Origin of the sequence: Streptomyces sp. NPDC088812 (assembly GCF_044750285.1) — a bacterium.
GTDB lineage: Bacteria > Actinomycetota > Actinomycetes > Streptomycetales > Streptomycetaceae > Streptomyces.
Map to the genome: position 1 here is coordinate 98,378 of NZ_JBIVJP010000002.1, position 16,784 is coordinate 115,161.

A 16,784-nucleotide genomic window follows, 5' to 3' on the forward strand; every position below is an offset into this window, starting at 1 on the left:
CGTCCCCCGCGACGACGGTCCCGGCTGCCGCACCGGACGGACCCGCCCGCCACGTCATCCCCACGATGTACGCCGAGGAGGTACCGTCCGTCCGCTCCGGGACGGATGTGCCCCGGGCCGGCGCCTTGCCACACTGGGCCCATGGACGGCGCGACCGGTGAGACCAGCAGGACCGGCGGGACCGGTGAGACCAGCGGGACCGGTGAGACCAGCGGGACCGGCGGGCCCGGTGAGGCAGGGGGAACGGGTGAGGCCGCGGGGACCGATGAGGCCGGGGGGACCGGTGAGGCCGGCGGGGCTCCTCGGGCGGACACGGTGCGGCCGGACACGCTCGGGCCGCAGACGGAGACGAACCGGCGGAACACCGTGCCGCACAGGGCGCTACTGACGGGATGGTCACGGCTGGGAGCGCTACGGCCGGGATGGTCACGGCCGGCGGACGGGCGGCAGGGAGCACTACGGCTGGGCGCGGAGCGGCCGGCAGCGGCGCGCCGGTGGACGACGGGCAGGGCGGGCAGGGCGGGCAGGGCGAACACATCGGGTATGTCGGGTATGTCGGGTGCTTCGGACGCTTCGGGTGCGTCGGGCACGACGTCGCCGCCGCACACCCCGCAGTCCCTGCCGCGGCCCTCCCGCTGGATGTGGACCGCCGACGCGATCCTGGCCGTGGCCCTCGCCGCCTGCACCGTGGGTTCGGTGCGGTGGCAGGACACGCCCGGCCTGGTCGTCCCGGCGCTGTCGGGGCAGGTGCCGGTTCCCGGAACAACACCGGCGGTTCCGGTGGTTCCGGCGGTTCCGGTGGTTCCGCCCCTACCGCCTCCGCCGGTGGAATGGGTGCAGCAGGTCGGTCCCGTCCCGTCGTGGCACCTCGTCCTGGCCGCACTGACGGCCCTGCCCCTGGTCCTGCGCCGCCGCTGCCCGCTGACCGTGTACGGGGCCGTGATCGTCACGACGTTGCTGCTCGCCCAGCGCCTGAGCGGCGACACCGCGTCCGTGTACCCGTTCCTGTCGTGCGTGATCGCGGCCTACGGCGCCGCCGTGTACAGCCCGTACCGCCTGCGCGCGCTCACCGGGCTGGTCGTCGGCGCGGGCCTGATCGCGTCGTTCCCCGACGAGGACTTCCTGCCCTTCACGCCCGGCGTGATGCCGTTCCTGGTGCTGCTCGGCGTGGGACTGGGCGCCAACGCCCTGCACGTCTGGAAGCAGCGCGTGCACACGCTCCAGGAGCAGCAGAAGACCGCCACCGGGCTCGCGGTCGACCGTGAACGTGCGCGCATCGCCCGCGAGTTGCACGACATCGTCACCCACAATGTGAGCGTGATGGTGATCCAGGCGGGCGCGGCCCGCAAGGTGATGGACGTCGCGCCCGACCGTGCCCGTGAGGCGCTGCTGGCCGTGGAGGCGGGCGGGCGCACGGCCATGGCGGAGCTCCGGCACGTCATGGGCCTGCTCGCCCCGTCCGGCGACGATCCCGGCCCGGCCGACGACCCGGACCTGAGCCCGCAACCGGGCGTGGACCGGATCCCCGCCCTCGTCGACCGCGTCCGCGGGACGGGGGTGTCCGTGGACCTGACCGTCACCGGCACCCCGTCGCCGCTGGCCGCCGGTGCGGACCTCGCCGCGTACCGGGTGGTGCAGGAGGCCCTCACCAACGCCGTCCGGCACGCTGCGGGCGCCCGTGTACGGGTCGCCCTCGACCACACCCCCGACGCCCTGCACATCGACGTCACGAGCACCGGCGGCACTCCCGCCCCGACCGCCGGCCCCAGTACCGGTCGCGGCCCCGGTACCGGTCGCGGCCCCGGTACCGGTCGCGGCCTCCTGGGCCTCCGCGAACGCCTGGCCCTCGTCGACGGCACCCTCGACGCAGGGCCGCGGCCCGCCGGCGGCTACGGGGTGCACGCGGTCGTCCCGTGCTCCGCGAGGACGGACGGGAGGCCGTGACCGAACCGCCGCAGCCCCGCGTCGTCATCGCGGACGACCAGGCGTTGGTCCGCACCGGCTTCGGCCTCATCCTGGCCGCCGACGGAATCGACGTCGTCGCCGAGGCGGCCGACGGCGACGAGGCGGTCGAGGCGGTCCACCGCACCCGCCCCGACCTGGTCCTGATGGACATCCGCATGCCCGGCACCGACGGTCTGGAGGCCACCCGCCGCATCCTCTCCGGCACCGGGCCCGACACGCCCCGCGTGATCATGCTGACCACCTTCGACCTGGACCGTTATGTCTACGCGGCCCTCACCGCCGGCGCCAGTGGCTTCCTGCTCAAGGACGTCACGCCGGAACACCTGGTGGCCGCCGTCCGCCTCGCGCGTACCGGCGACGCCCTGCTTGCCCCGGCCATCACCCGCCGCCTGGTCGAACGCTTCACCTCCGCCGCGGACACCCCCGTCCTCCACCGCGACCTCTCGGTCCTGACCCCGCGCGAACTCCAGGTCCTCCAGTCCCTGGGCCGCGGCCTGAGCAACACCGACCTGGCCGCCCACTTCGGGCTGAGCGAGGCGACGGTGAAGACCCACGTCGCCCGCATCCTCGCCAAACTCCGCCTGCGCGACCGCGCCCAGGCGGTCGTGGTGGCCTACGAGACGGGCCTGATCGTTCCGCGGCTCCCCGACACCCCGAGTGCACCGAGGAACCCCAGGTCGCCCACGTGACCTGGGGTTCTCCAAGTGACACCCTGCGGCAACACCTCGACCTCCACCCAACGCTGGTTCCCAGCAGTCACCCACTCCTGCGCGACCCCAGGGCGCACAACACAAAAGGCCAGGTCAGATACCATCTGACCTGGCCTTCGCCGGAGCCGCCTTCGGGATTCGAACCCGAGACCTACGCATTACGAGGGCCTGCAAGATCGTGACGGGTGAAGCCGGGCGGTGCCACCGAATCCTGTTCTCGCTGGTCAGAGACCTGCAGCCTTGATCAGCATGACGCCCGATCCGCCTTGGTGCCACCCAGTCCGCTCACGCAGCGCTCACGCTTCAGACCTACGCTCGCATACCAGCAACTGAGCGGTCCGAACTGTCAGGGCGGATGCCGCGCCCCAAGGAAATCGCCGCAGCGGAGTCACGCTGCCGGGGCGAGTACTCATTCTGGGGTCAGCGGTCCAGGTCTCACCCAGTGATCGTACGGCGGCGGGGTGCCGACACGGCCGAAGCAAGGACGACCACGACGGCTACCACGGCAAGAAACCCAGAGCGCCCGGTTCTGCTGACCCTGGTGCTAGGTGGTGTCGAGGGCCGCGGTGAGAACGGCGATGCCGTTCGCCCCAGCCGCCGAGTCGAGGGTGCGCAGCATCGTCGCTGCCGAGGTAGTCACGCCCCGCTGCTCGGGCGGCGGCTGGTCCTGGATGAGCGCGAGTGTCATCGCAATGACAGTTCCGATACCCACCGTCTTGCCTGCCAGCCAGGCAAGTTCACCGGTTGCACTGAGGGACGCGCTGGAAACCTCAGCTTCCAGAAACCTCCTCGCCCGTACCGCCGCCCTGCCTATGCTGCGACCCGCCCCCTTCCTCGACTGACGAGGCCGACATGCAGCAGTCATGGAACAGCGACCGCCGCCGCACCGCGATCGGTCGCTCCAGCCTCTCCGTGCCGGCGCGCCAGGCTCTGGCCGACCGCCAGCTCAACACGGACCGCACGATCCTCGACTACGGCTGCGGCCGAGGCGGCGACGTCGCCTCCCTCCAGCGCCTCGATTGCAAGATCACCGGTTGGGACCCCTACTACAGCTCGAGCGCGCCGGTGGCCCCCTCCGACGTCGTCCTCCTCACCTACGTCCTGAACATCATCGAGGACCCCGTCGAGCGTCGGCAGACGCTCAAGGAGGCATGGAGGCTCGCCACCTCCGTACTCATCGTCTCGGCTCGCCTCACCTGGGAGCGGTCCAAAGTCCGCGGCCAGGAGTACGGCGACGGCCTCCTCACCAGCCGGCAGACGTTCCAGCACCTCTTCGGCCCGGACGAGCTCCGGATCTACGTCGAGGAGGTCACAGGAACACGCTGCATATCAGCGGCCCCCGGCATCGTGTACGCCTTCAAGGACGACTCAGCCCGACTGGGCTACCTCGCACACCGCATCGTCCCCGACGCCGAGTGGCTCGCTTCAGCCGATACCACTTCCGCTATCGCCTCGCTGGTCGACTACGTCGAACGGCGTGGCCGCCCGCCCCGTGTCGACGAGATGCCCCGGCCGATGGCCGAACAGCTCGCTCACCTGAAACCCGGCGAACTTAAGCGCCTCATGCGCGACTCCGCCGACGCCGAGAGGGTGTCCGAGAGCGCCAAGCGCACGACGCTGAACACGCTGCTGTTCCTCGCCGTCGAGCTCTTCAACGGCCGAGGTCCGTTCAGCAGCCTCCCCCTCGGCATCCAGCTCGACGTCCGTTCGTTCTTCACCTCGTACAAGGAAGCCTGCAGGCGCTCCGACCGTCTACTCCTCAAGCTCCGGGATGACGCCTATATCCGGGGCGCCATGAACGCATCCAGCGTCGGCAAGATCACCCCGACCGCGCTGTACGTGCACCGCCGGGCGATCGACCGGATGCCGACAGTCCTGCGCCTGTACGAGCACTGCGCCTCCGTCGCCGCCGGCCGCCCTCAGGAATGGACCATCGCCAAGCTGAAGCACCAGGGGCGAGCCATCAGCTGGCTCGACTACCCGGAATTCGACAAGGACCCACACCCGCGGATCATGTCCTCGTACCTCGTAGATCTCAAGACCCTCGAGACCTCGCACATGTCCTACGCGAACTCCGCCAACCGTCCTCTGCTCCACCGTAAGCACGAATTCCTGGCGCCCGACGACCCGGACGTGCCGCGTTGCCGCCGTCTGACCGAGTCCGAGCTACGCGTCGGCCTCTATGAGAATCCGCACCTGATCGGCACCGAGAATGGCTGGGAGGCCGAACTGATCAGGTGCGGTCGCATGCTTCGGGGACACCGGCTGGTCCGGCGCCCCGAAGACTGAGCAGCTCAAACCGTCAGCGGGCATCCGGTTGCATGTACGCGATCGTCTCCGCCAAGCCGTCCGGGTCGAAGTCCGAGACCTGCCCGGGGAACCACGAGAAGCGAAGGCCATTGGTGGCCACCTCCTCCGGGAGGCCCATTGCGGTCAGCACGTGGCTCGGTGTGTACGAAGCGCTGGTGCATGCGGAACCGGTCGCCACGGCCACCTGGTCCTTGATCCGTACAATCAGGGCCTCGGCGTTGAGCCCGTCGAAGGTCACATTGAGGATGTGCGGGACCGCGTGGCCAGCATCGCCGTTGATCTGGAAGCGGGTCTTCCCGAGCGCGGCGAGCAGCCGCTCCCGCATCTCCTTCGCGTCCCGCTCCCAACGCGACCGGTTCTCCTGGAAGACCTTGGCTGCTTCGTACAGCCCCATGATCAGTGGCACGGGGAGCGTCCCGGGGCGCAGCTTTCGTTCCTGCCCGCCGCCGAACATGATCGGCTCCAGCGGCACCTTGTCCCAGCCTCGACGACGGGTCACCAGAGCGCCGATTCCCTTGGGTGCACCGATCTTGTGGCCGCTGATGCTGGTCAAATCGATGGGTGCCTTCAGGTCCTCGGGAACCTTTACGTACCCCTGCGCGGCATCGACGTGTAGATAAGTCGGGGTCTTCTGGAGCTTCTCCGCCAGCTCGGCCACCGGCTGGATGACGCCCGTCTCATTGTTCACGTGCATTAGCGAGACGAGCAGGGTGTCCGGCCTCAGCTTCTCCAGGACGGCCTCCGTGGAGATCCGCCCCGAGGGGCCGGGTGCCAGGAAATCGACCTCGAACCCCCGCTTCTCCTGCAGATGCAGCAGGGGCTCGATGACCGCCTTGTGCTCGATGGCGGAGGTGATGATGTGCTTCCGGCCGTGCTTCTCGCCGTACGGGGCCATGCCGAGCAACGCGATGTTGTTGGACTCGGTCGCTCCACTGGTGAAGATGACCTCTTCGGTCCTCACACCGACTGTCCCGGCGAGGAACGCCCTGGCCTCCTGGACCGCCTTCTTTGCCCGGGCTCCGTACTCGTGGGTGCGGCTGCCGGCGTTGCCGAAGTCTTCGGTCATCCAGTGGAGCACCACGTCAGCCACCCGCGGCTCCACACGGGTCGTCGCCGCCACATCTAGATACGCCACCACAGCGCTCACCCATCCCAGAGCAATCATCCCGTTACCGGGTACGTCAAACAGTTAACGTACACGCATGCTCGACTGACGCACAGTGCGGCGCCTCAGAGTTGTCAACACAGACATCGACGTACGTCTTCCCGTGCAGGAGCGCCCTTCACTCAAGCCAGGCGCACGCCCAGGCTTGCCCGTGCGTCTGAGGTACGTGAAGGTGACGTAACTTCAGCAAGCTTCGTACGTTAAACGGATGACGTACGCTAAGGTTGCCGGGTGGAGATCGAAGCAGCGACACCAGCGACCAGAGTCGTAGCTCCGCGCACCTCGACGGGGTTCGAGTACACGTTCCCTGCGATCCGCGGCATCCAGGCAGGGCGCGAGTATTACGTATCGATGTGCCCCCTGCGCCTCATCCCAAAGATCTTTATCTTCGACGAAGACGAGCTCTCGCCGGAACTGCGCGCCCAGCGGATCCTCAATAAGGGACGCCTCCCGGCACTCACGAAGTACATTCTGGACAATCCGAAGGATTACGTCTTCAGTGCTTTGACCGCATCCGTCGACGGCGACATGGAGTTCGACCATCTCGGCTCCGACGGCAACGCCTTCCGTGCCGGGCAGCTGCGCATCCCCATGGACTCCCGTTTCCTGATCAACGACGGCCAGCACCGGCGCGCAGCCATCGAGCACGCCCTCAAGGAGAACCCGGACATCGGCAACGAGACGATCGCCGTCGTCTTCTTCCATGACGCGGGGCTCGCCCGCTCGCAGCAGATGTTCGCGGACCTCAACCGGCACGCGGTGCGTCCGGCCCGGTCCATCGGCGTCCTCTACGACCACCGGGACAGCGAAGCCCAGGTCGCGCGCACCCTGGCCGGCCAGTGCAAGGTCTTCAAGGGCTACGTCGAGATGGAGAAGAGCACCCTCTCCGCCCGCTCCCGGATGATGTTCACCTTGAGCGCTCTCTACTACGGCACCCAGTCCCTCCTCCAGGGCCTAGAGATCGAGGTAGACGCCGCAGCAGAGCTGGCGCAGGAGTACTGGGAGCACATCGACACGACGCTTCCCGAGTGGGAGATGGTTCGCAAGCGAGAGCTCTCGGCACCCGAGATGCGGCGCGACTTCATCCACAGTCACGGAATCGCATTGCACGCTCTCGGCCGCATCGGAAATTCGCTACTTCGGGAATCCACCGCACCCAGTAATTGGAAACGGACACTTTCCCCTCTGAAAAAGGTCGACTGGACTCGGTCGAATAAAGACTGGGAGGGCCGTGCCATCGTCGGTGGCCGCGTTTCCAAAAGCCACCAAAATGTAACTCTTACAGTCAACTACCTGCGCAATCACCTGCGCCTCGGCCTCAGCGCCGAAGAGCAGCGGGCAGAGGACGCATACCTGCGAGGCGAAGCATGAGCACCATCCCTCTGCAACTCGGCATTACGCCCGTCCGGCGGAAGCCGTTCGACGGGCAACCCCTCGAAGAGGTCATCGCCAAGCTCTCAGACGAGGTCCGTGAGCTCTACACCGCCGACCAAGTGCCCTGGGTCATCGGATACAGCGGCGGCAAGGACTCCACCGCGGTCCTTCAGCTCGTATGGAACGCCATCGCCGCTCTGCCGGCGGAGCAGCGCACCAAGACGGTCCACGTCATCAGCACCGACACCCTCGTCGAGAACCCCGTCGTCGCAGCGTGGGTGACGACATCCCTAGAGACGATGGAGAAGGCCGCCGCCGAGCATGGCCTCCCTATCGAGCCTCATCGCCTGACGCCGGAGATCAAGGACACCTTCTGGGTCAACCTGATCGGTCGGGGCTACCCGGCGCCGCGCCCCAAGTTCCGCTGGTGCACCGAGCGCCTCAAGATCAAGCCCTCCAACTCCTTCATCCGGAACGTCGTGGCAGCACACGGCGAGGCGATCATGGTGCTCGGTATCCGTAAGACCGAGAGCCAGGCGCGCGCCCGTGCCATGGAGAGGCACGAAAAGCGGCGCGTCCGTGATCGCCTCTCCCCCAATGCAAACCTTCCCAACTCCCTCGTCTACAGCCCGGTCGAAGACTGGACCAACGACGACGTCTGGGAGTACCTGATGCAGAAGCCCAACCCGTGGGGCTATAACAATCAGGATCTCCTCACCATGTACCAGGGCGCCTCCAGCGATGGCGAGTGCCCGCTCGTGGTCGACTCGACCACTCCCTCCTGCGGCTCCAGCCGCTTCGGGTGCTGGACGTGCACGCTCGTCGAGCAGGACAAGTCGATGTCGGCGATGATCCAGAACGACGAGGAGAAGGAGTGGATGAGGCCGCTCCTGGACCTCCGCGACAAGCTCGACGCCCCATTCGGCTACTTCGAAGAGGGCGAGGAAGGACTCCCCGCTGGCCGGAAGCTCCCGTACCCCCGCCCTGACCAGCCGGCCCGAGACTTCCGCCGCATGAACGGCAAGGTCATGGTCTACACACGCCGGACTGACGGCGAAGAGGTCCCGATCCACGGCCCGTACCTGCAGAAGTTCCGCCAGGACTGGCTCAAGGACCTGCTGGACGCCCAGACGTGGATCCGCGCCAACGCGCCGGAGCACGTCAAGAACATCGAGCTGATCACCCTCGACGAGCTGCACGAGATCCGCCGCATCTGGGTCTTCGACAAGCACGAGGTCGAGGACTCCCTCCCCCGTATCTACAAGGAGTCCACGGGCGAAGACTTCCCGGGCGGACCTCTGGACGAGCAGCTCGTCATGGGGGCAGACGAGATGGAGCTCCTGAAGGAGCTCTGCGGGGACGACGACCTGCACTACGACATGGTCCGCGAGCTGCTCTCCGTCGAGCGCAAGTACCGGACAATGTCCCGACGCGCTGGCCTCTTCCAAGCCCTGGAGAGCGCCGTAAAGAAGGGTTACTACGAGGACAGCGCCGACGCCATAGACTTCGCGCAGCGCAAGAACAAGTGGCGTGAGGAATCGCAGACCCACCTGACCCTGGACGAAGAAACCAATATCGATGCTCCTGCGTAAGATCACTCTCGAAGAGTTCGGGGCTTACCGCGGCACCCAGTCGCTGGATCTGACCACCAAGAAGAACAAGCCGATCGTCCTCATCGGCGGCCTCAATGGCTGCGGCAAGACGACCCTCCTCGACGCCATCCAGCTGGCACTGTACGGGCCGCGAGCGCGTTGCAGCGGTCGAGGCAGCAAGTCGTACGAGACGTACCTCCGCGAGAGCATCAACTGGCAGGCCGACCCGACCCGCGGTGCGCAGATCATCCTGGAGTTCACGGTCACGGTGGACGGCACGGAGCACTACTACAAAGTAGTCCGCAGCTGGCACACCAGCGGCAAGACGACGCTCAAGGAATTCGTGAACGCGTTCGTCGACGAGGAGTACGGCTCCAGGGCGAAGCCGGGGCGACGCGTCAAACCTGAGCTGAAGTACAGCCGGGTTCTCAGCCAGGAGTGGGCCGATCACATCGAGAGCCTGCTCCCCCTCGAAGTCGCCTCGCTGTCGTTTTTCGACGGAGAGAAGATCGAATCGCTCGCCGACCCCGAGCGCGCAGCATCGGTCATCGAATCGGCCATCCACTCTCTGCTCGGTGTCAGCACCGTCCAGCAGCTCCGTACGGACCTGCTCGCGCTCCAGCGCCGGCAGAAGTTGTCGGACGAAGAGCAGCACCTGATGGACAAGATCCACTCGGAGGAGCAGGAACGGCAGGCGGCCGACGCCGCCCTGGAGAACGCAGAACAGCAGGCCGCGCAGCGCAACAGCAAGCTCGTCAAAGCTCGGCGCACTCTCGAAACGCTGGAGGCTGCCTATAAGCAGGAGGGCGGAAACCTCTTCGAGCGTCGCGTCGAGATCGAGCGCGAGTACGCGCAGGTTTCCGCTCGCCTCGCCGAAATCCGCAGCTCCCTCGTCCAGTTGGCTGCAGGCCCACTTCCGCTCCTCATGATGGGAAGTCACCTCAAGGAGCTGCACAAACAGGCTGGTCGCGAGCGGACGGCAGCCGAGTCCCACCAGGTACTGGGGGTGCTCGAAGAACGTGACCAGTGGCTACTGGATATGCTCCCTGCCGAGGCGAAGGCCGCCGTAATGGAGGAGCTGGAGGCTGACCGCGCCAAGCGCGCCAAGTCCGCTGGCCTCAAGGTGGATCTCGGCCTCTCCCCGGACACGCTCCCCCAGCTGTCGGCACTCGACGAGGCACTCAGTCGCGACAAGGCACGAGCTGCCGAGCTCCTTCAGCAGGCTGCGGAAGCCGCCGAAGAGCGTGTGCAGCTGGAGCGTCAGCTGGCGGGTGTACCGGCCAAGAGCAAGGTCGAGGCCATCCAGAAGGAGCGTGAAGACCAGCTCCAGGAAGTCGCACGGCTGGAACGGGAGCACGAGAACAGCCTCAACAACGTCGCCGAGTTGAAGCGCCGCCTCGAATACGTCTCCGCCTCCCTAAAGCGTGCCCACGAAGAGTTCGTTCGCACCAAGGTGAAGGCCGAAGAGGTCGAGCGGATCATCAAGTACTCGGAAAAGGCCCGGAAGACGCTGGAACAGTTCGGTGATGCCCTCCTCAAGCGGCACATCAGCCGCCTCGAGGTAGCAATGCTCACGAGCTTCCAGACCCTCATGCGCAAGCAGGGCCTGGTGAACGACCTCCGCATCGATACCGACAAGTTCACGCTCACCCTGGCTGACACCGACGGAGAGCCGATCGACCCCGGCCGTCTCAGCGCGGGCGAGCGCCAGCTACTCGCCGTCTCCCTCCTCTGGGGCTTGATGAAGGTCGCCGGCAACCACCTGCCCAGCGTCATCGACACGCCGCTCGGCCGGCTCGACAGCCGCCACCGTGAGCACTTGGTGGACCGATACTTCCCATACGCCAGCGACCAAGTCCTCCTCCTCTCCACCGATGAGGAGATCGACGAGTACCTGCTTGGCCGCCTCAAGAAGTCCGTCGCCCACACCTACACCCTGGTCCACGATGACACCACCTTCACCACCAGCGTCGTCGAGGGTTACTGGTGGAACGTAGGAGCCAGCAATGTCGCTTGAGAACATCCGCCTCGCCACCGCAAGCAAGGACCGCTTGAGCCGTCTGAAGCACACCACCGGCATCACCCATTGGAACGTCCTGTGCCGCTGGGCCCTGGCGCTCTCCCTGGCGGACGCCTCTACCCCCCTGGTTCGTGAGGTCGTCACCGACTCCAACGTCGAGATGTCCTGGAAGACCTTCGCCGGACCCCACGGCGACCTCTACCTCGCCCTGCTCAAGCAGCGCTGCGTGGCCGACGGACTGGAGCCGACGGACGAGAACGTCTCCAATACGCTGACGATCCATCTGGCCCGGGGGGTCGGGTACTTGGGTGCGCACAAGGAGATGACGGCGATCGAAGGGCTGATCGGGGCCGTAACAACCGTCTGAATTGTCAACAATCACCCAGTTAGGGCCGATTCGCCTGCCGGCTCGGCCCTTTCCTACACCCCCCACACGATGGCGACCAGTCATCAGAAAACACAGAACTACTTAACTCATTGACACATAAGCTGCCCTGTATGGCATCGGGACACGGCAGCACCTCGCTTCAGCTCTACCTCGTCGGCATCGGTGAGGTCCTGCGCAACAATCGCCTGGTCGTTCCCCAGTTCCAGCGCTCGTACTGCTGGAAGGTGGAGCAGGAGGTCCTCGACTACTGGACTGACTTGAGCCGGGCGATCAACGGCGGGGCGAAGGAGGAGTACTTCTTCGGCACAATCGTGATCACCCAGGACGGCGACGGAACTCGGAAGCGGATTATCGACGGCCAGCAGCGGCTGGTCACCTCCTCCCTCCTGATCGCTGCCATCCGCGACGAGCTGCGAACTCTGGAGGGGAACCTGCTCAAGGCGGACGACTCCCAGGCTGTGGGCATCAGCCGCACCTTCCTGGCCAGCAAGGCATGGAACGACAGGTACGCGGAGTCGCACCTCAAGCTCAACGAGAGCGACAACCCCGACTTCCTCGGGATCACCACCGAGACCGCACTCCCGGGGAAACCCGCGAGGACCGACTCCGACCTCGTCAAGGCGTACCGGTTCTTCCGGGAAAAGATCTCGCAGTTCCGCAGCCTGCATGGGATGGACGCGGCCAACGTCCTCGAGAAATGGGTGAGCTACATCCAGCACCGGGCGCAGCTCGCCGTGGTCGAGACCCCGACCGAGGCAGACGCCTACGTGATCTTCGAGACTCTCAACAACCGAGGCGCCGACCTGACCACCGCGGACCTCCTGAAAAACCATCTCTTCGGAGCCGCCGGCGAGCAGCAGAACCTCAACGCGGTGCGGAACAACTGGCACCAGTCACTCGGGACGCTCCAGCTCGGGGCAGCCGATGCGAAGTTCACCAAGTTCCTGCGCCATTACTGGAGCTCGAAGGTCGGCAAGATCACCGAGCGCGATCTATACGCGGAGATGCGCAAGGAGGTGACCCACCGACAGGAGGCGCTGCACTTCTCGGAGAACCTCCTGTCAGCCGCACACGCCTACACCGCGCTCTCCAACCCGGAGAGCGACTTCTGGGCGACCAAGTGCAGCGGCAATGGTCACCGTCCCGCTCTCGACACACTCGCCATGTTCGACCTGGTTCCCAACAAGATCCTCCTGCTGGCGGCAGTCGAGCACTTCCACTCCCACGAGCTCGAGAAGCTCCTCCGGGCCATGGTGAACTGGTCAGTGCGCGGCATGATTATGAGCATGATGAACCGCGGCCGCTTCGAGGACCAGTACTCTCAGATCGCGGTCGCCATCCGGAAGGGCGAGGTCACCACCACCGCGCAGGTCCGACTGCGCGTCGAGGACCTCATCCCCTCTGACACAGACTTTAGGGAGCAGTTCGCGCTCGCCACGGTCGGAAGAAGCGATTCCAAGCTTGCCCGGTACTACCTGAGCGCCCTGGAGACGACAAGGCGAAAGGAGTCCCAGCCGGAGTTCGTCCCCAACAGCAACCCGAGCCAGGTCAACCTGGAGCACGTGTTCCCGCAGAACGCCAAGGAAACCGACTGGGAGGACTTCATCAAGAAGAGCGGGGACAAGCAGGACGCCGCCAGCTGGGTCTACCGCATTGGCAACATGGTGCTTTTGCAGACTGGAGTGAACTCTAAGATCGGGAACAAGTCGTTCGCCGAGAAGGTCGAGGTCTTCAAGGCGTCAGGCTTCGAGCTGACCAGAAAGATCGGCGAGAAGAACGAGTGGACTCCGGACAGCATCCGGCTCCGGCAGACCGTCCTTGCCGGACTCGCGGTCAAGACCTGGCCGCGCTGAACTAGGGCAGGCACGGAGAATCCATTCCTCAACCGGCTCAAACGCCAAAGGACGTGAATGTCAGCCGGTCGAGGCTGAAGCGCGACTTCCCTCGCCTGCCCTTCTACTACATCCTCTCGGATATAAAAATAGTGCTGATGCTGCAACCGTTAACAGCCGTAGCCTCAGCAATCCCCGTGGCACCACAGCAATGTGGGTGCGTGACCACCTCGTTGGACTCTGGGACGACGAAAACGTCATCTCCTGGTATCCGTGCGATGGTCGCCCAGCCTTTCGCCAGCTCAGCTGGCCACGGTATGTGTGCCGCAGTTTCTTGCTGCCGCCCACCCAGCACCTCGTCGACGGCGGCTACCTCTCAGTTGCCCTACTCGACTCCTCCGCACGCGACCACCATCGGACCGGTCAGGGCCAGTGGCGCCTGGCAGAGCAAGGAACATTCCGGCTTCACTGAGACGCCTTCACGATCTACCTCGACCGCCGCCAGGTCACCCTGCCCGAGCGGTTAGACCAGCCGAGCCCGGATCGAGCCACCTGCCATGGCCCCCTTACACGGTCGCTTGTTTTCCACCCACCCCAGTGCCACCTATGCCCGGACCGGCCCACCTGCACCCGAGACCGCTCAGCGCGCACGGTGAACTTCCTCCCCCGCCACCCGCACGAACTCCAGGCCCTCAATCACTAGAACTCTAAGTGGCATTCAACGCTATCCGGTTGCTCACTATCAGATCCCTGACCCTCTCGCCGAAAAATCAATATGCCGCCAACAACCTCGATGATTTTCGGCCGACACTCTCTGTAACGAAAGAGCTCTCATCGATGTAGCGTGTGGGTTTTCACTTTGCAATGCAGCGAATCCAGGCTTCACTCTGAATGAAAACGGAACGAAAAGTTCCGAGACTTAGGGCAGCCTTCACGCGCACCGCACGGCACTCGAATGAAATAACCCATACGAGGTGTCGCTTCACTTTCCGCGAGCATCACCCTCCGGACCAGCAGTTTTAGGGTAGCGGTCGAGGGAATCTTCCCCTCCGAATTTCCTCGACTGGCACCTGGGCACAAAGTCAGACTGTTCGCGAAGTGCACTGCGACTTGGCGTGTTGCTGCGCGAACATGGTTGCGCATGCCGCAATGGCGGATCGGATCCAGGGGGCTTGAATTTGTAAAATCAAAAACTGTGACACACAGCTACGTATAGCTGTTTGCGAGAACGTCTCGTTCCAAAGCGGTATGACTCGGATGGTGTCAGAGTTACCCCGTCATGGTCGTTCCTCTTCCCTTTGGCTCGCTACAGCCAAGGGGGAGGGGTAGTTGGGCTCCGCTGTCACCTGCTACGTGGCAACCGCATGAGCCCAAGGAAAGGAGCAACGTGCACAATCCGCTTGACGACGATCACTGCTGCACCTCGACGAGCCTGCGGGATGAGGGCCAGAGCACGTCTGGTGGTCAGAGTAACGAGGGCCCCTCGAGGGGGCGTATAACTCCGGCCGCAATCACGGCAGTTGCCACCCTGGTAACTGCCCTGGCTGCACTGATCACGGCCTTCCGGTAGCAGGCAGCTGTACTGCAAATAGTAGGGACGCGCTGTCAAGTCGTGTGTGAGTTGTCGCCGGCTGACCATCTGGGATCACCTTCAGCGGCTTGTCAGGAGTCGCACAACTTCCGAGCACGTTGACCCTCTCGGCATCAGTGGATTGAGGGCATGAAGCGCTTCAGTGCTAATTGGAGGCTCGATTCCCTGAGCGAATCAAGTCATGGCCCGCCCGTCCCCTTACCCTGCCGAGCTTCGCGAGTGCGCGGTACGCATGGTCGCGGAGATTATTCACAGCCACCCCACCGGGCGGGCCGTTATGAAGGCGGTCGCCGCGGACCTGAGCATCGAGGCCGCGGCTCACCGCAGAGTGGGCCGACTGGTTCAACAACCAGCTGCTTCACACCGCCATCGGAGACATCCCGCCCCATGAACACGAGACCAACTACTACGCTCCACAGAGGTGGGCAGGGTTGATAGCCGTACGGCTTCCGGCTGTCGACCCTGCCCTGAGGTACAGGGGCCGTTGCATGATCGCGGTCCGTCCGGAATGTCGCGCTGGTCCGGCCTTGGAGCGGGCGTCCCGGTTCGGGCAGTGGGCAAACGCAGTGCAGGCACGGCCTCGGTGATCATGTGAGTGTCGAAGTCCCATGAACACCTGGCGAGTCCGTGCCTGCACCTGCATCTTCCCTTATGCCCACCGCGCTGGACCAATTGGGCCGGGCTGCCGCGCCGGTCCCGCTGGCGGACGCGGTCGCGCTGTCCGGTTTCCTGGATCTGGTGCCCGACCCGCGAGGCGTCCGTGGCCGCCGCTACCGGCTGTCCGCCCTGGTCGCCGCGGCCGCGGCGAGTGTCCTGGCCGGCGCCCGCTCGCTCACCGCCATCACGGAATGGAGCTCTTGTCGGCGACCTGGCGCTGGGCCAGGACGTGACCGGTGTGGTCCATCGCGGCGAGCAGAGTGACGTGCCCGGTGACGTGGGTGCGCGAGCCGCGCAGGGCCTTGCCGTCAACAGCGATCGCCCGCAGTCCGGGGCCGGCCGGGGTGGCGCGGGCGGTGAGGAAGGCACCGATCGCCCGGTCCAGGGCGTCACCGTCGAGCTGGACGAGGAGACGGCGCAGGGTGTGGGGGTGCGGGACGGACACGGTGCCGGAGAGCGGGTCGGTGGGGAAGCCGAGAACCCGGCAGGCCCACGCGGGGATGTCGCTGATACGAGATCCCCGCCTTTCGGCCCCTGCTGGACAGCGTCGACCTGGCCGGCACGGTCATCACCGCGGACGCGCTGCACACCCAGCACGCTCACGGCACCTACCTCCGCGAGCGCGGTGCCCACTACATCGCCCAGGTCAAGGCCAACCATCCCGGCCTCTTCGACCGAGTCCGCCGCCTGCCCTGGCGCGAGATCACGCTCGACCACTACGACCGTACCCGGGCCCACCACCGCCTGGAGATCCGGCGGCTGAAGACCGCCGCCTTCGCCCACCTCGACTACCCCGATGCCCGCCAGGCCCTTCAAGTCGTACGCTGGAGAAAGGACTTCACCAGCGGCAAGCTCACCATCGAGCGTGTCTACCTGGTCACCAGCCTGCCGCCCGGCGCGGTTACCGGCGCCCAGCTCGCGGACTGGATCAGAGGCCACTGGAAGATCGAAAACCTTCTGCACCACGTCCGCGACCGCACGTTCCGCGAGGACGACTCCAAGATCCATGCCGGCCATCTCCCGCGCATCATGGCCGGCCTGCGCAACCTCGCTATCGGCGTCCACCGGCAGGACGGCCACACCAACATCGCCGCCGCCCTACGTCGCACCGCCCGCGACTGGCGAAGGCCCCTGGCCGCCCTCGGCATCACCGGATGAATCCGGACAGACCTCGATCATG

General features: G+C 65.7%; 13 protein-coding genes and 1 pseudogene. 11 read left to right on the forward strand and 3 right to left on the reverse strand.

Features of this window, described 5'->3' with window-relative positions; translation table 11 throughout:
• Nucleotides 1-552 precede the first annotated feature (552 nt).
• Both ACIP67_RS04115 and ACIP67_RS04120 read left to right on the forward strand, forming a co-directional pair.
• Nucleotides 553-1,944 (forward strand): sensor histidine kinase, encoded by a 1,392-nt coding sequence (locus ACIP67_RS04115; RefSeq protein WP_401687029.1) that lies wholly within the window; start codon nucleotides 553-555, stop codon nucleotides 1,942-1,944.
• Nucleotides 1,941-2,654, forward strand: a complete 714-nt coding sequence (locus tag ACIP67_RS04120; RefSeq protein ID WP_401687032.1) for a response regulator — start codon at nucleotides 1,941-1,943, stop codon at nucleotides 2,652-2,654. Before ACIP67_RS04115 ends, ACIP67_RS04120 begins: the two co-directional genes overlap by 4 nt.
• Nucleotides 2,655-3,219: 565 nt before the next feature.
• Here the strand turns inward: ACIP67_RS04120 and ACIP67_RS04125 are convergent.
• Nucleotides 3,220-3,363, reverse strand: coding sequence for a hypothetical protein (locus tag ACIP67_RS04125; protein ID WP_401687034.1), 144 nt, complete (start codon nucleotides 3,361-3,363; stop codon nucleotides 3,220-3,222).
• Nucleotides 3,364-3,527: 164 nt separating this feature from the next.
• Here ACIP67_RS04125 and ACIP67_RS04130 point away from each other — a divergent pair, with 164 nt between their 5' ends.
• Nucleotides 3,528-4,964, forward strand: coding sequence for a DNA phosphorothioation-associated putative methyltransferase (locus tag ACIP67_RS04130; protein ID WP_401687037.1), 1,437 nt, complete (start codon nucleotides 3,528-3,530; stop codon nucleotides 4,962-4,964).
• A 13-nt stretch (nucleotides 4,965-4,977) separates the two neighbouring features.
• Here ACIP67_RS04130 and dndA read toward each other — a convergent pair whose 3' ends face one another.
• Nucleotides 4,978-6,132, reverse strand: coding sequence for a cysteine desulfurase DndA (dndA, locus tag ACIP67_RS04135; protein WP_401687040.1), 1,155 nt, complete (start codon nucleotides 6,130-6,132; stop codon nucleotides 4,978-4,980).
• A gap of 249 nt (nucleotides 6,133-6,381) precedes the next feature.
• Here dndA and dndB point away from each other — a divergent pair, with 249 nt between their 5' ends.
• The 6 genes from dndB (at nucleotide 6,382) to ACIP67_RS04165 (ending at nucleotide 15,868) form a co-directional block, all read left to right on the forward strand.
• Nucleotides 6,382-7,521 carry a DNA sulfur modification protein DndB gene (dndB, locus tag ACIP67_RS04140; protein ID WP_401687043.1) on the forward strand — a complete coding sequence of 380 codons (1,140 nt, stop codon included), beginning with the start codon at nucleotides 6,382-6,384 and terminating at the stop codon, nucleotides 7,519-7,521.
• A complete protein-coding gene (gene dndC / locus ACIP67_RS04145; RefSeq protein WP_401687045.1) occupies nucleotides 7,518-9,116 on the forward strand; it encodes a DNA phosphorothioation system sulfurtransferase DndC in 1,599 nt (532 codons plus the stop codon). Before dndB ends, dndC begins: the two co-directional genes overlap by 4 nt.
• On the forward strand, nucleotides 9,103-11,133 hold the full coding sequence (gene dndD, locus ACIP67_RS04150) for a DNA sulfur modification protein DndD (protein ID WP_401687048.1): 2,031 nt from the start codon (nucleotides 9,103-9,105) through the stop codon (nucleotides 11,131-11,133). The genes dndC and dndD overlap by 14 nt, the downstream gene beginning before the upstream one ends.
• Nucleotides 11,123-11,503 (forward strand): DNA sulfur modification protein DndE, encoded by a 381-nt coding sequence (gene dndE / locus ACIP67_RS04155; protein WP_401687051.1) that lies wholly within the window; start codon nucleotides 11,123-11,125, stop codon nucleotides 11,501-11,503. The genes dndD and dndE overlap by 11 nt, the downstream gene beginning before the upstream one ends.
• Before the next feature lie 131 nt (nucleotides 11,504-11,634).
• Nucleotides 11,635-13,377, forward strand: a complete 1,743-nt coding sequence (locus tag ACIP67_RS04160; protein WP_401687054.1) for a DUF262 domain-containing protein — start codon at nucleotides 11,635-11,637, stop codon at nucleotides 13,375-13,377.
• A gap of 2,221 nt (nucleotides 13,378-15,598) precedes the next feature.
• Nucleotides 15,599-15,868, forward strand: coding sequence for a transposase family protein (locus tag ACIP67_RS04165; RefSeq protein WP_401687057.1), 270 nt, complete (start codon nucleotides 15,599-15,601; stop codon nucleotides 15,866-15,868).
• Here ACIP67_RS04165 and ACIP67_RS04170 read toward each other — a convergent pair.
• A complete protein-coding gene (locus ACIP67_RS04170) occupies nucleotides 15,789-16,049 on the reverse strand; it encodes a hypothetical protein (protein WP_401687060.1) in 261 nt (86 codons plus the stop codon). The two genes, ACIP67_RS04165 and ACIP67_RS04170, sit on opposite strands and share 80 nt — an antisense overlap.
• Nucleotides 16,050-16,171: 122 nt before the next feature.
• On the opposite strand from ACIP67_RS04170, the pseudogene ACIP67_RS04175 reads away from it, so the two are divergent.
• Nucleotides 16,172-16,600 (forward strand): annotated as a pseudogene (locus tag ACIP67_RS04175) (ISAs1 family transposase); the annotation flags it as partial.
• A gap of 33 nt (nucleotides 16,601-16,633) precedes the next feature.
• On the forward strand, nucleotides 16,634-16,762 hold the full coding sequence (locus ACIP67_RS04180; RefSeq protein WP_401687063.1) for a hypothetical protein: 129 nt from the start codon (nucleotides 16,634-16,636) through the stop codon (nucleotides 16,760-16,762).
• Nucleotides 16,763-16,784: the final 22 nt, after the last annotated feature.